The sequence below is a fragment of the Billgrantia bachuensis genome (assembly GCF_011742165.1).
Classification (GTDB): domain Bacteria; phylum Pseudomonadota; class Gammaproteobacteria; order Pseudomonadales; family Halomonadaceae; genus Halomonas; species Halomonas bachuensis.
In genome coordinates, this window is the sequence record NZ_JAAQTO010000049.1 from 42,429 (window position 1) to 56,951 (window position 14,523).

Consider the following 14,523-nt stretch of genomic DNA (forward strand, 5'->3'; position numbering starts at 1 on the left):
TGGCCTCCCCTAGTGCTTTTGCGTCTCTGGTGAGGTTTGACGATCAGGTGGCATAGGGGTAACTTGTTCGCATCACAAAACAAAGTTCGCTATTCGAACTTATTTGAGAAGACCCGCCAGGAGGACGACCATGGCCGAGTTCCTGAGCCTGCATGACGCGGTAGCACGCTTCGTCGAAGACGGCGCCACCGTGGCCATGGAGGGCTTCACCCATCTGATTCCTTTCGCCGCCGGTCACGAAGTGATCCGCCAGCGCAAGCGTGACCTCACCCTGATCCGCATGACGCCGGACCTGGTCTACGACCAGATGATCGGTGCCGGCTGCGCCAAGAAAGTGATCTTCTCCTGGGGCGGCAACCCCGGCGTGGGTTCACTGCATCGCCTGCGCGACGCGGTGGAGAAGGGCTGGCCGCACAAGGTCGAGATTCTTGAGCACAGCCACGCTGCCATGGCCTGCGCCTTCGAAGCCGGGGCCACCGGATTGCCGCTGGCCGTGCTGCGCGGTTACGTCGGCAGCGAGCTGCCCAGCGTCAACGATCAGATCAAGTTCATCGAGTGCCCCTTCACCGGCGAGCGCCTGGCCGCGGTGCCCTCGGTGCGCCCGGACGTCTCCATCGTTCACGCGCAGAAGGCCGACCGCGCCGGCAACGTGTTGGTCGAAGGCATTATCGGCGTGCAGAAGGAAGCCGTGCTGGCAGCCAGGAAGAGCATCGTCACCGTCGAGGAGATCGTCGACGACCTGCGCACCGAGCCGGACTACCACCCCAACGCCTGCATCATCCCCGGCTGGGCGGTCAGCGCCGTCGCCGTGGCCGAGAAGGGCTCGCTGCCCTCCTATGCCCACGGCTACTACCCGCGCAACAACGCCTTCTACAAGGAGTGGGACGCCATCGCCCGTGACCGCGACACCTTTACCCGGTGGATCGAAGAGAACGTCATGAATGCAGGGGGGAACGCCTGATGAGCCTCGACTACACCTCAGCGGAAATGATGAGCGTCACCGCCGCGCGCGCGCTCGAAAACGGTATGACCTGCTTCGTCGGCATCGGCCTGCCCAGCGAGGCCGCCAACCTGGCGCGCCTGACCCACGCCCCCGAGGTGGTGCTGATCTATGAATCCGGCACCCTGCAGACCAAGCCCGAAGTGCTGCCGCTCTCCATCGGCGACGGCGAACTGTGCGAGTCGGCGCTGACCACCGTCTCGGTGCCCGAGATGTTCCGCTACTGGCTGCAGGGCGGCAAGGTCAGCGTGGGCTTCCTGGGTACCGCCCAGATCGACCGCTTCGCCAACCTCAACACCACGCTGATCGGCGACTACCATGATCCCAAGGTACGCCTGCCGGGCGGCGGCGGGGCGCCGGAGATCGCCACCAACGCCGGCGAAGTCTTCATCACCCTGAAGCACTCCAAGCGCGCCTTCGTCAAGGACGTCGACTTCATCACCACCCTGGGCTTCGGCCGTGATGGCAAGGGCCGCGACGGCGTGCCCAACATCGGCAAGGGCCCGACCCGGGTCATCACCGACCTGTGCGTGATGAAGCCCGACCCCGAGACCAAGGAACTGGTGGTCGTCTCGCTGCACCCGAACGTGACCCGAGAGGACGTGATCGAGGCCACCGGCTGGGAGATCCGCTTCGCCGACACGCTCGAGACCACGCCCGAGCCCAGCGCCAACGAACTCGAAATCCTGCGCGAGTTGAAGGCGAGGACCGAGCGCAAGCACGCGGGCGAGTAAATTCGCTCAAAAACGGTCTGCATTCGTCACGTTCTACAGCGAATTTCAGGAGATTTTTATGACCGACGTCTTTCTCTGCCATCCGCGGCGCACCGCCATCGGCCGCTTCGGCGGCACCCTGGCCAGCGTGCGCCCCGACGACTTCGCCGCCACCATCTTCAAGGCGGTGCTGAATGATGCGCCGGATCTCGACCCGGCCGCCATCGACGAGGTCTTCATGGGCTGTGCCAACCAGGCCGGAGAGGACAACCGCAACGTGGCGCGCATGTCGGCGCTGCTGGCGGGCCTGCCCACTTCGGTGCCCGGCACCACCATGAACCGCCTGTGCGGCTCCGGCATGGATGCGGTAGGTACCGCCTTCCGCGCCATCAAGGCCGGCGAGATGGAGCTGGCCCTGGCCGGCGGCGTGGAGTCCATGTCCCGCGCACCCTACGTGCTGGGCAAGGCCGACAGCGCCTTCTCCCGCGGCCAGAAGATCGAGGACACCACCATCGGCTGGCGCTTCGTCAATCCGCTGATGAAGAAGGCCCACGGCATCGACTCCATGCCGGAGACCGCCGAGAACGTCGCCGAGCAGTTCAAGATCTCGCGTGAGGACCAGGACGCCTTCGCCCTGCGCTCCCAGCAGAAGGCCGCCGCCGCCCAGAAAGCGGGCCGCTTCGCCATCGAGATCACGCCGATCGAGATCCCCCGGCGCAAGCAGGAGCCGCTGGTGTTCGACACCGATGAGCACCCGCGCGAGACCACCCTGGAGAAGCTGGCCGGGCTGCCGACGCCGTTCCGCGAGGGCGGCAGCATCACCGCCGGCAACGCCTCGGGCGTCAACGACGGCGCCGCCGCCATGCTGGTGGCGAGCCGGGCCGCGGTGGAGCAACATGGGCTCAAGCCCATGGCCCGCATCATCGGCATGGCCACGGCCGGCGTCGAGCCGCGCATCATGGGCTACGGCCCGGTACCGGCGGTACGCAAGCTGCTCGAGCGCACCGGCGTGACCATGGACGAGATCGACATCTTCGAGTTCAACGAGGCCTTCGCCGCCCAGGCACTCGCCTGCACGCGGGACCTGGGGCTCGCCGACGACGACCCGCGGGTCAACCCCAACGGCGGCGCCATCGCCCTGGGCCACCCGCTGGGCATGTCCGGCGCCCGCCTGCTGCTGACTGCGGCCCATGAGCTGCAGCGCACCGACAAGCGCTATGCGCTGTGCACCATGTGCGTGGGCGTGGGGCAGGGTATCGCCACGCTGATCGAAAGAGCGTAAGAAAAGAAGAGGGAAGAGAGAAGAGGGAAGAATCAGTGTTTTTCCAGGTGCGAAGCACCCGGTCTTCCGTCTTACAGCTATTTTCCATCAGGCGCCGAGTCATGATTCGACGCCTGAGGATGGGAGAGTGTTCATGGCATTTCTAACCATCGACGGCCGCAGCGTCGCCTATCGCCTGCTCGGCCCCGAGGCGCTGCCGCTGGTGGTGCTGGCGCACCCGCTGGGCATGAGCCAGGCGGTGTGGGACGACCTGCTGCCGGCGCTGCTGCCGCGCTACCGCGTGCTGACCTGGGACCTGCCCGGCCACGGTGCCAGCCAGGCCTGGCCGGCCGAGGGCGGCGAGATCACCCCGGCGGCGCTGGCCCGTGAGGCGCTAGCGCTGGTCGAGCATGCCGGCGCGTCACGCTTCCACTTTGTCGGCACTTCCATCGGCGGCGTGGTCGGTCAGCAACTGATCGCTGAACACGCCGAGCGGCTCTACACCGTCACTCTGACCAACACCGGCGCGGTGATCGGCAACCAGGAGCTGTGGACCACCCGCGCCGGCCGCATTCGCCAGGAAGGCCTGGCGGCCATGGCCGAGGAGATCGTGCCGCGCTGGTTCGCGCCGGCCTGCTTCGAGGTCGAACCGGCACTCCAGGCCGGCTGGTGCACCCAGATGGGCCGCGGCGACGACGAATCCTACGCCCGCCTGTGCGAGATGCTCGGCCGCACCGACTTCCGCGGCAAGCTAAAGGGGCCGCTCGCCGAGCATCCGGGCATCGGCGTGCACCTGCTCGGCGGTAGCGCCGACGTGGCCACCCCGCCGGAGACCCTGCAGGCCCTGGCCGCCGAGTGTGGCGGGGCGCCGCTGGAGATTCTCGAAGGCTTCGCTCATGTGCCCTCGGTCGAAGACCCCGCCGCCACGGCCAAGCGGCTGCTGCTGTGGATGGCTGCCGATCGCGAAGACGTCGGCGAGCATGGCGTGAGCTACGCCGAGGGTCTCGAGACCCGCAAGCAGGTGCTCGGCGAGGAGCACGTGGCCCGCTCCACCGAGAACGCCAACAGCCTCGACGCGCCATTCCAGCAGATGATCACCCGGCTGGCCTGGGGCGAGCTGTGGAGCAACGACGACCTCACCCGGCGCGAGCGTAGCCTGATCACCACCGGCATCCTCGCCGCCCTGGGCCGCGAGGAGCTCACGCTGCACCTCAAGACCGCCAAGCGCATCGGACTCAGTGAAGCCGAGCTGCGCCAGGTGCTGATGCACGTGGCCGTCTACGCCGGCGTGCCGGCGGCGAACCATGCGTTTGCGTTGGCCAAGGAGCTGGGTTGGGGCGAGGAGAAGGGCTGACGATAGCTAGGCGTAGGCGTGTTTATATAGGCTCAAGTAGCGCTCTTTCGAGGGGATCAGATGTTCCCGGCACAGCCGGGCGAGCCGCTCCCGATCCTGGCTGCGGATAGCGTCGATCATGGCCTGGTGTTCGCGCTGGGCCTGCGCCAAGGAGTCCTTGTCGGCGATGGCAATGAAGCGAATGCCGTGGGCTTTCTGGGCGAACTCGTTGATGGTCTCGTAGAGGTACGGGTTGCCGGCGGCCTTGAACAGGGTGCGGTGGAAGGCGATGTTGAGCCGGAAGACCCGACGAAGGTCGAGGGCATCGACGGCTTCGCTGTAGCGCCGGTGGATGTCCTCCAGCTCCGCTAGCCACTCGGACGGTGCGGGCAGGGGCAGGGCCTCGACCGCCGCGAGTTCGAGAATTTCCCGCATGGCATAGAGATGCTCGACCTCCTCCGGAGGGTAGCTCTTGACGAAGGCGCCGCGGTTCTTGACGCGCTCGACCAGACCGATGCTCTCCAACTGGAAGAGTGCCTGACGGACCACGTGGCGCTTGCAGTCGAAGCGCTCCATCATCGCCTCCTCGATCAGCCGCTCCTTGGGATGCAGGCGGCCGAGCACGATGTCTTCCTCCACGGCTGCCACGATGTCGTCGACGCCAACCACCGGCGTGGCTTCGGCGTGACGCGACTCGAGGGATACTGCAGTTCGGCTCATGTTCGCTTCCCCAGCGGTCATCGACAGGGTGGAGGAGTGCAGCCGGTACCGGGACCGCTGCTCTCCCATGAGTGTACCAAAGGGCGCCTTCAGGCTTCATGGATTCGGGGTACCCTGCAGCGGGGTGCCGGGCGGCAGGCGCGGAAGTCGCAACCCTCCTCGGCCTGCAGGATCTGCTCCATGAACAGCCGCCGGTAGCCCAGCAGGGGCTCGTCGGGAGCATTGGCCCGGAACGCCTGGCGACGGGCCTCGAGCTCGGCGTCGCCCACCTCCAGGCCGAGGCGGTTGGCGCGCACGTCCAGGGCGATGATGTCGCCGTCGCGGACCAGGCCCAGGGGGCCGCCCTCGGCAGACTCGGGCGAGATGTGCAGCACGATGGTGCCCGCGGCGGTGCCGCTCATGCGGCCATCGGAGATCCGCACCATGTCCTTGACGCCCTGGGCGGCGAGCTTCTTCGGGATCGGGATATAGCCCGCCTCGGGCATGCCGGGCGCCCCCTTGGGCCCGATGTTCTGCAGCACCAGGACGTCGTCGGCCCGCACGTCGAGGTCCGGGTCGTCGATGCGCCTGGCCAGGTCCTCCAGGCCGGTGAACACCACGGCGCGTCCACGGTGCGTCATCAGCTCGGGGGAGGCGGCCGACTGCTTGATGATGGCGCCGGCGGGAGCGAGGTTGCCGCGCAGCACGGCGATGCCGCCCTGGGCATAGACCGGTTTCTCGCGCGGGCGAACCACTTTCTGGTCGATGAGATGCACGGCGGCGTCGATGTTCTCGCCCAGGGTCCGGCCGTTGACTGTCATGGCATCCAGGTGCAGCAGCGGCGCCAGCTCGCGCAACAGGGTAGGCAGGCCGCCGGCGCGGTGCAGGTCCTCCATGTAGCCCTCCCCGGAGGGCTTGAGGTCGACGAGGACCGGCGTTTCCTGGCTCATGCGGTCGAAGGCCTCGAGATCGATATCGATGCCCAGCCGCCCGGCGATGGCGGTGAGGTGGATCAGGGCATTGGTGGAGCCACCCAGGGCGAGCAGCACGCGCAGCGCGTTCTCGAAGGCCTCGGGGGTCAGGATCTGCTCCGGGGTGACGCCGGCGCGGGCGAGCTGCACGGCCTGGGTGCCGGACTGCTCGGCGATGCGCTGCCGATCGGCATACACCGCCGGGGCGGTGGCGCTGTTGGGCAGCATGATGCCCAGCGTCTCGGCCAGGCAGGCCATGGTGCTCGCCGTGCCCATCACCGAGCAGGTGCCAACGGTGGGTACCAGCTTGTCGTTGACCTCGTTGATCTCCTCGTCGTCGATGTCCTTGCCCCGATAGGCGGCCCAGTAGCGCCGGCAATCGGTACAGGCGCCGACCCGCGCGCCGCGGTGGGAGCCCGATAGCATGGGGCCGGTGACGACCTGCACGGTGGGGATGCCGGCGCTGGCGGCGGCCATCAACTGGGCAGGCACGGTCTTGTCGCAGCCGCCGATCAGCACCACGGCATCCATGGGCTGGGCGCGGATCATCTCCTCGGTGTCCAGCGCCATGAGGTTGCGCAGGTACATGCTGGTGGGATGGGCGAAGGATTCGTGGAGGGTGATGGTGGGGAAGTCCACCGGCAGCCCACCGGCGAGCATCACCCCGCGCTTCACGCTCTCCACCAGGCCCGGCACATTGCCGTGACATGCGTTGTAGCCGCTGTAGGTGTTGGCGATGCCAATCACCGGGCGCGAGAGGGCGTCGTCGGTGTAACCCATGCCCTTGATAAAGGCCTTACGCAGGAACAGCGAGAAGGCCGAATCCCCATAGTTGGTCAAGCGGTTGGACATGCCATGGGGGGAGGCGTCCCAACCCTGTGGCTGGGCCTGCCCTTTGCCGTTGTTGTCGTTGTGGAAGTCCTGACTCATAGCGGTTTCCTCGTGTCGTTCGCGGCGTGAACTGGCCGTCCGTTCGCACGGCCCATGAGCGCTAGGCTAGGCGTTATCAATTTGGTTGACAAGATTATTGACAATCTTGTTGGCAACCTACTACGTTGGATCGGGCAAGCGCGTCTTGCACGCCAACGTGCAGCACAACGACAAACAGCACTCGAGGAAACCACCATGCAAAAACGTGGAGCTTTCGCCGCTACCCTGCTATCCACCTTCTTACTGTCCGGAGCCGCCCAGGCGGAGTACTCGGCAGGAGACGAACTGAAGGTCCTGCAGGGCTTCAAGGCCGGTGGGGGCAGCGACGCCCTGGCCCAGCTGACCCAGCCGTTCCTCCGGGAATCTCTGGGTATCGAGTTCGTCAATGAGTACCTGCCGGGAGCGACCGGGGGGATCGCCTGGACCCGCCTGGCCAAGCAGTCGCCTAACGATGGCAGCGTCATCAGCATCACCAACACTCCGATGCTGATGACCAACTACATCATGAACGACGCCATCAACTACTCGATCGACGAGCTGACCCCGATCGCCAACGTGGTGACCGATCCCGGCATCATCGTGGTGCCCGAGGACAGCCCCTACCAGACGGTGGAGGACTTCTTCGCCGCGGCCGAGGAGCGCCCCGGCCAGATCACGGTGGGCAATTCCGGGGTCGGTGGAGATGACTTCTTCTCCACGATCATGATCGAGAAGGCCACCGGTCTGACCTTCCAGAAGGTGCCCTTCCAGGGAGACGGTCCCTCGGCCACGGCGGCCATGGGAGGCAAGATCGATGCTAGCTTCAACAATCTGGGCAACGTCTACGGACATATACAGTCAGGCAGCCTGCGTCCCCTGGCGGTGTTCACCCGCGAGCGCCTGGAGGTGCTGCCCGAGTTGCCGACCCTGGTGGAGAAGGACATCGACGTGGTAGCCGGTTCCTCGCGTGGCTACAGCGCGCCGGCGGGCATCCCGGAAGAGGCGCGCCAGGAGCTGATCGCCGCCTTCGAGGGCCTCAAGGACAACGAGGAGTTCCAGCGGACCGCCCAGGAGCGTGCCATGAACCTCGACATCCTGACCGGCGATGACTACGGCCAGATGATGCAGGACATGGAAGTGCAGTTCGCGGCGATCTGGGACGAGATCAAGGATGAGGTCAACGAATAAAGCGTGCAGGCGCCTGTCCGCGACGAGAGACAAGGGGGAACACATGAACGTTAGTCGTCTGACCCTGGGGGTATTCGCCATCGGCGTGGCTGTTACCTTCTACGTCACAGCCCTGGGTTATCCCGATAAGGCAGCGAACATGCCCTTGATCTATTCGATCGTCGTGGCCCTGTTCGGCGCGGCGATTATCGGCCAGGAATGCCTGGGCCCGATTCGTCGCCGCCGAATGATGGCCGGAACCGATACGCCAGCATCGCCCTCTGACAATTCGCCTTCCGAGCAGGAGGTGTCAGCCACGGCATCTGCTGGTCAGCGCAAACGATGGAAGGCCATGCTGGTCTTCCTGCTGGCCGCTTTCTACGTCTACAGCATCTCGCTGCTGGGCTACCTGCTGGCCACCGTGGCCTTCATGGTGGTGGCCCTGGCGCTGATCGGTCACGTCTCAAGGCGCTTCGCCCTGCTGGGCATTGCGGTGTTGGTGGCAGTGGTGTGCCTGGTGTTCATCGGCTTCCTCGGGCTTCCCGTGCCGCTGCTGCCGCCCATCCTCTCCTGACTCCGGCGCCCCGTCGCGCCTGGCCCTGCTGGCGTCGCCGCCACTCTCGGGCCGGGCGAAACGGAGGCTGCCCGGAACCGGCTCCTGGAGCTTAGTCATATGGAAAACCTCGTTCTGGTGGGCCTGACCAACGTCATCACGTTCACCAATATCGCCCTGATTCTGGGCGGGACCCTGCTAGGGTTGTTCGTCGGGGCCATGCCGGGGCTCTCGGCGACCATGGCCCTGGCGCTACTCTTGCCACTGACCTTCGGCATGGATCCCGCCACGGGGCTCAGCATGCTGGCATCCCTCTATGTGGGGGCCTCCTATGGCGGCTCCATCGCCGCCATCCTGCTGCGAACCCCCGGCACGCCCTCGGCCGCCGCCACGGTGCTCGACGGCTTTCCGCTGTCGCAGCAGGGGCAGGCCGGCAAGGCCCTGGGGATCTCGCTGTTCGCTTCCTTCGTCGGTGGCCTGCTGAGCGGCATCGCGCTGTTGACGGCGGCGCCGCTGCTGGGGGTGCTGGTGCTCAAGTTCGGCCCCGTCGAGCTGTTCGCCATCGCCGTGCTGGGCATCACCATCATCGGCTCGCTGTCGCAGGGCTCGGTGGTGAGCGGTCTGCTGTCGGGTGCCCTGGGGCTGCTGGTCAGCACGGTGGGCATGGACCTTATCACCGGCACGCCGCGCATGACCTTCGGTAACATCAACCTGTTCTCGGGGATCGAGTTCACCGTGGCGCTGATCGGGCTGTTCTCGATCCCCCAGGCGCTGGTGCTGATCGAGAACGCCCACGGCTCCCAGAAGGTGGCGAGCAAGATCACCGACAGGCTGATGCCGCGCCTCGCCGAGATCCGGCGCCTGCTGCCCAATATCTTCCGCTCCGGCGGGATCGGCATCGTCACCGGCCTGATCCCGGGCACCGGCGGTGATACCGCGAGCTGGTTCGCCTACAACGAGGCCAAGCGCTTCGCCCGCGACAAGAGTCGCTTCGGCAAGGGCGACATCGCCGGGGTGGCGGCCCCCGAGGCGGCCAACAATGCGGTAGTGGGTGGTGCCCTGATTCCCACCATCGCCTTGGGCATTCCCGGCAGTTCCTCCACCGCCATCCTGCTCGGCGCCTTGATGGTGCAGGGCATCCTGCCAGGGCCGAACCTGCTGACCGATTACGGCGATGTGACTTACACCCTGATCTGGGCGGTGATCTTCGCCAACGTCGGACTGTTGCTGGTGGGCCTGCTGTTCACCCGGCTGTGCGTCAGCGTCACCAAAGTGCCCGACAGTTTCGTGGCCTGCGCGATCATCACGCTCTGTGTGATCGGCGCCTTCGCCATCAACAACAGCTTGTTCGAGGTGGGGCTGATGCTCGGCTTCGGGCTGTTCGGCTACTGGATGAACAAGGCGGGCGTCTCGCCGGCCCCCATGGTGATCGGGCTGATCCTGGGGCCGGTCATGGAGACCAGCTTTCAGCAGTCGATGCTGATCGGGCAGGGTAGCCTGGGCATCTTCCTGACGAGCCCGATCGCCGTGGTGCTGCTGTGCATCGCCGCCTTCTCGGTGCTGCAGGCCACCCCACTCTTCCGCTGGCTGCGCGGAGCCCTGCGCGCACGTACGCAAGCCCAGTGACCCCCAACCATCATCACGAGGACTTCATCATGACAACAATCACTGAGGTATGTGCCAGGACGGTCAGCGTGCCGCTGGATAACCCCACAAGTTTCTCCAACCGCCAGGTGCACAAGCGCGACTATGTGCTCGTCGAGGTGGCCGGCGACGACGGCCATGTCGGCATCGGCTTCTGCTACGGTGGCAACAACGCCGGGGCCCTGGTGGCGCATGCTGTGCGGGATCTGCTGCGGCCGGTGCTGGTGGGGGGGGATGCCCATGCCACCGAGGCCCTGTGGCAGGCCATGTATCAGGAGTCGCTGCTGCACGGTCGCTGCGGCGCGGTGATGCGCGCCATCAGCATCCTCGATACCGCCCTCTGGGACCGCAACGCCCGGGCGGCGGGCCTGCCGCTCTATAAGTACCTGGGCGCCAGCGATACCCAGAGCGTGCCGGCCTATGCCAGTGGTGGCTACTACCTGGATGGCAAGACGCCTGAGATGCTGGGCGAGGAGATGGCCGGCTACGTCGCCCAGGGCTTCACCGCGGTGAAGATGAAGGTGGGGCGCGAGGACCTGGCCGGGGAAGAGGCGCGGCTGGCGGCGGTGCGGGAGGCCGTGGGTTCCGCCGTCCAGGTCATGCTGGATGCCAACAACGCCTGGCGGGACCTGCCGTCGGCGCTGGCCTTCATGCGCATGGCCGAGCCCTACCACCCGTTCTGGATCGAGGAGCCCTTCAGCCCGGACGACATCGACAACCACCGGCGCCTCGCGCAGCGCACCCCGGTGCCGGTGGCCACCGGGGAGATCGAGGCCGGACGCTGGCGCTTCCGCGAACTGCTGGAGAAGGAAGGCGCCATGATCCTGCAGACCGATGCCGCGGTGTGCGGCGGGATCACCGAGTTCCGGCGAATCGCCGCCACCGCGGCGAGCTTCGGCGTGGAGGTCTACCCGCACTGGTTCCACGACCTGCACATCCATCTCGCTGCCTCGGCGCCCAACGTGCACATGGTGGAATTCTTCGCCGACGACCAGGTGCTCAACTTCCGGCGGCTGGTCGATACCCAGCTGGAATTCGCCGACGGCCGGCTGCGGCTGCCCACCACGCCGGGCCTCGGGTTCGGCTTCGATGCGGCGGCGCTGGAGCGCTATGCCATCGAGCCCTGGCACTGAAGGGCCCTGACCCGATTAAGGAGAACGTCATGTCCCAAGCGCATGGAGACGTCTGGTCTCCGGTGATCACCCCCTTCGGCGCCGATCTGGCGCCGGAACCCCGGCGCTTCGTGTCCCACTGTCGATGGCTGGCCTCCCACGGCGTCGGGCTCGCGGTGTTCGGCACCAACTCCGAGGCCAACTCCATGACGGTGGCCGAGAAGCAGGGCCTGCTGGGCGCCCTGGTGGAGGGCGATGTCGATCCCGCCCGCCTGATGCCCGGCACCGGGCACTGTGCGATCGGCGACAGCGTGGCCCTGACCCGCGAGGCGGTGGCGGCGGGCTGTGCGGGTGTGCTGATGCTGCCGCCGTTCTACTACAAGGGCGTCAGCGACGAGGGGCTGTTTCGCTACTACAGCGAGGTGATCGAGCGGGTGGGGGATTCGCGGCTGCGGGTCTATCTCTACCACATTCCGCCCGTCGCCCAGGTGCCGTTGTCGCTGGCATTGGTTGAACGCCTGCGCAGCGCCTTTCCCGACACCATCGCCGGTATCAAGGACAGCGGTGGCGACTGGGCGCATACCCAGGCGTTGATCGAGCGCTTCGGCGGTGACGGTTTTGCCGTCTATGCCGGTAGCGAGCGGTTCCTGCTCGACACCCTGCGGGCAGGCGGCGCCGGCTGCATCAGCGCTACCGCCAACGTCAACCCAGCGGCCATCGCCGGCCTGGCCGCGAACTGGCAGGCCGACGACGCCGACGAGCGTCAGCAAGGGCTCAACACCCTGCGTGACCTATTCGAGCGGTATCCTCTGATTCCCGCCATGAAGGCCGCCACGGCGCACTTCTCCGCGGCGGCCGACTGGCGTCGCGTGCGTCCCCCACTGGTCGAGCTGGACGAGAAGCGTGCCGGTAGTCTGTTCGCCGCGCTCGAGGCGATGGGCTTCCGCATGGCGGGACTGGGGGAGGCAGACCATGGGTGAGGCCTGGCGTATCGTCGCCGTGCGGCGGCTCAGCGAGGCACAGCTGGCAAGGCTGTCACGGATCGCCGAGGTCGAGTACTTCGAGGACCTCACCGACGACAATCGCGAAGAATTCCTCGCGGCCCTGTCGCGGGCCCATGGCCTGATCGGCGGGAAGCTGGAACTCGACGAGGCGATGCTGGCCGAGGCCCCGGCGCTGCGTGTGGTGTCGACCATCTCGGTGGGCTACGACCACCTGCCGCTGGCGGCCATGAATCGGCGCGGCATCCTGCTGTGCCACACGCCGGACGTGCTGACCGAGTCCACCGCGGACACGGCCTTCGCGCTGATCATGGCCACTCAGCGCCGCCTGGTGGAGCTGGCCAACCTGGTGCGCGAGGGGCGGTGGCAGGCGCACATCGGTCGCGAGCACTTCGGGGTCGACGTGCATGGCAAGACGCTGGGCATCGTGGGGGCGGGGCGGATCGGTGCGGCGATCGCGCGGCGCGGTGCGTTGGGCTTCGGCATGCCGGTCTTGTATACGGCGTCCACGCCGAAGCCCGAGTTGGAAGCCAGCCTGGGCGCCCAGCGTCGCGAGCTGGACACCCTGCTGGCGGAGGCGGACATCGTCTGCCTGAGCGTGCCCTACAACGCCGATACCCACCACCTGATCGACGCCGCGGCCCTGGCGCGGATGAAGTCGTCCGCCGCGCTGGTCAACGTGGCGCGGGGCCGGGTTGTCGATGAGCCGGCATTGATCGATGCCCTGCAGCGCGGTGTCATCCGCGCGGCGGGGCTCGATGTCTTCGCCGAGGAGCCCATGCCAGGGGATTCGCCCCTGGCGAGCATGGCCAATGTGGTGGCTACGCCACATATCGGCTCGGCGACTCACGAGACCCGCGAGGCCATGGCCCAACTGGCGGTGGACAACCTGGTGGGCGCCCTGGCCGGCCGCGGTCCGCGCACCGCCGTCAACGAGACCGTCTTGCGACGGGCCACCGGTGAATCCAGGGAGGCACAATGATGTCGCGGCGTCTGGAGCGCATTCTGTGTCTCGATGACTTCGAGCGGGCGGCCCGCCGACACCTGCCGCGGCCGCTATTCGGTTATGTGGCCAGCGTGGCCGAGGAGGGCGGCACCGCCCGGGCCAGCCGTGATGCCTTCGATGACTACCGGTTCCTGCCAAGGGCGCTGGTGAACGTCGCCGAGGTATCTACCGAGGCCGAGCTCTTCGGCCAGCGCTACGCCTACCCCTTCGGCATCGCGCCCATGGGCATCAGCGCCCTGACGGCCTATCGCGGCGACCGGGTGCTGGCGCAAGCGGCGGCCGACGCCGGGATCCCCATGGTCGTCAGCGGCACCTCGCTGATGCCCATGGAGGAACTGGCGGGGTCGGGCGGCTCGGACTGGTTCCAGGCCTACCTGCCCGGAACGGCGGAGGAGATCGATGCCCTGCTGGCCCGGGTCGAGCGGGCCGGCTTCACGAAGCTGGTAATCACCGTGGACTATGCCGTGCCGCCGAACCCCGAGAACCACCGGCGTGCCGGCTTCTCGTCGCCACTGCGGCCCAGCGTGCGCCTGGCATGGGATGGCGTGGTGCGACCGCGCTGGCTGTTCGGGACTTTCCTGCGCACCCTGTGGCGCCACGGCGTACCGCATTTCGAGAACAATGCTGCGACCCGCGGCGTGCCGGTGCTGGCCAGGAACGTCAACCGGGACTTCTCGGGCCGCCGGCATCTCGACTGGTCGACCCTCGAGCGGGTCCGGGCACGCTGGTCCAGCACCCTGGTGGTCAAGGGCATCCTGCACCCCGAGGATGCCAGGCGGGCGGTGGCGGCAGGGGCCGACGGCCTGATCGTCTCCAATCACGGCGGGCGTCAGCTCGACGCCACCGTGGCGCCATTGACCATGCTGCCCGAAGTGCTGGCGGCGGTGGAAGGGGCCATACCGGTGATGATCGACGGCGGCTTCCGGCGTGGCAGCCAACTGCTGAAGGCGTTGTCGCTGGGGGCGAGCTTCGTGTTCCTGGGCCGCCCCTTCAACTATGCGGCGAGCATCGCCGGCGAGTCCGGTGTCGCCAGGGCCGTGACCCTGCTCGGCGAGGAGATCGAGCGCAATATGGCCCTGCTGGGCGTCACCAGCCTCGATTCGCTGGGCCCGCAGTGTCTGCGTAGGCAGAGTGCCTGATCCTGGAGTTCGAAA

At 67.0% G+C, this 14,523-nt stretch carries 13 protein-coding genes; 11 read left to right on the forward strand and 2 right to left on the reverse strand.

What is annotated here, in order from left to right:
• Positions 1-130: 130 nt before the first annotated feature.
• From HBJ55_RS17030 to HBJ55_RS17045, 4 genes are all read left to right on the forward strand, one after another.
• Positions 131-961 carry a CoA transferase subunit A gene (locus tag HBJ55_RS17030; RefSeq protein WP_167117690.1) on the forward strand — a complete coding sequence of 277 codons (831 nt, stop codon included), beginning with the start codon at positions 131-133 and terminating at the stop codon, positions 959-961.
• On the forward strand, positions 961-1,734 hold the full coding sequence (locus HBJ55_RS17035) for a CoA-transferase subunit beta (RefSeq protein WP_167117693.1): 774 nt from the start codon (positions 961-963) through the stop codon (positions 1,732-1,734). The genes HBJ55_RS17030 and HBJ55_RS17035 overlap by 1 nt, the downstream gene beginning before the upstream one ends.
• Before the next feature lie 58 nt (positions 1,735-1,792).
• The gene (gene pcaF / locus HBJ55_RS17040; protein WP_167117697.1) at positions 1,793-2,995 is read left to right on the forward strand and encodes a 3-oxoadipyl-CoA thiolase; all 1,203 of its coding nucleotides are present in this window, start codon (positions 1,793-1,795) and stop codon (positions 2,993-2,995) included.
• Positions 2,996-3,128: 133 nt separating this feature from the next.
• Complete coding sequence (locus tag HBJ55_RS17045) at positions 3,129-4,328, forward strand: alpha/beta fold hydrolase (protein ID WP_167117700.1); 1,200 nt, start codon at positions 3,129-3,131, stop codon at positions 4,326-4,328.
• A 6-nt stretch (positions 4,329-4,334) separates the two neighbouring features.
• Here the strand turns inward: HBJ55_RS17045 and HBJ55_RS17050 are convergent, their stop codons facing one another.
• Positions 4,335-5,027 carry a GntR family transcriptional regulator gene (locus HBJ55_RS17050; RefSeq protein ID WP_167117703.1) on the reverse strand — a complete coding sequence of 231 codons (693 nt, stop codon included), beginning with the start codon at positions 5,025-5,027 and terminating at the stop codon, positions 4,335-4,337.
• A gap of 89 nt (positions 5,028-5,116) precedes the next feature.
• Positions 5,117-6,907 (reverse strand): IlvD/Edd family dehydratase, encoded by a 1,791-nt coding sequence (locus HBJ55_RS17055; RefSeq protein ID WP_167117706.1) that lies wholly within the window; start codon positions 6,905-6,907, stop codon positions 5,117-5,119.
• Positions 6,908-7,102: 195 nt separating this feature from the next.
• Here HBJ55_RS17055 and HBJ55_RS17060 point away from each other — a divergent pair, with 195 nt between their 5' ends.
• The 7 genes from HBJ55_RS17060 (at position 7,103) to HBJ55_RS17090 (ending at position 14,508) form a co-directional block, all read left to right on the forward strand.
• A complete protein-coding gene (locus tag HBJ55_RS17060) occupies positions 7,103-8,074 on the forward strand; it encodes a tripartite tricarboxylate transporter substrate binding protein (protein WP_167117709.1) in 972 nt (323 codons plus the stop codon).
• Positions 8,075-8,117: 43 nt separating this feature from the next.
• Entirely contained in the window at positions 8,118-8,627 is a 510-nt protein-coding gene (locus HBJ55_RS17065) for a tripartite tricarboxylate transporter TctB family protein (protein ID WP_167117712.1), read from the forward strand.
• A 99-nt stretch (positions 8,628-8,726) separates the two neighbouring features.
• Positions 8,727-10,232, forward strand: coding sequence for a tripartite tricarboxylate transporter permease (locus HBJ55_RS17070; RefSeq protein WP_167117715.1), 1,506 nt, complete (start codon positions 8,727-8,729; stop codon positions 10,230-10,232).
• 29 nt (positions 10,233-10,261) lie between these two features.
• Positions 10,262-11,383, forward strand: a complete 1,122-nt coding sequence (locus HBJ55_RS17075) for a mandelate racemase/muconate lactonizing enzyme family protein (RefSeq protein ID WP_167117718.1) — start codon at positions 10,262-10,264, stop codon at positions 11,381-11,383.
• A gap of 29 nt (positions 11,384-11,412) precedes the next feature.
• Complete coding sequence (locus HBJ55_RS17080; RefSeq protein ID WP_167117721.1) at positions 11,413-12,342, forward strand: dihydrodipicolinate synthase family protein; 930 nt, start codon at positions 11,413-11,415, stop codon at positions 12,340-12,342.
• Positions 12,335-13,345, forward strand: coding sequence for a 2-hydroxyacid dehydrogenase (locus HBJ55_RS17085; protein WP_167117724.1), 1,011 nt, complete (start codon positions 12,335-12,337; stop codon positions 13,343-13,345). Before HBJ55_RS17080 ends, HBJ55_RS17085 begins: the two co-directional genes overlap by 8 nt.
• On the forward strand, positions 13,342-14,508 hold the full coding sequence (locus tag HBJ55_RS17090) for an alpha-hydroxy acid oxidase (protein WP_167117727.1): 1,167 nt from the start codon (positions 13,342-13,344) through the stop codon (positions 14,506-14,508). Before HBJ55_RS17085 ends, HBJ55_RS17090 begins: the two co-directional genes overlap by 4 nt.
• Positions 14,509-14,523: the final 15 nt, after the last annotated feature.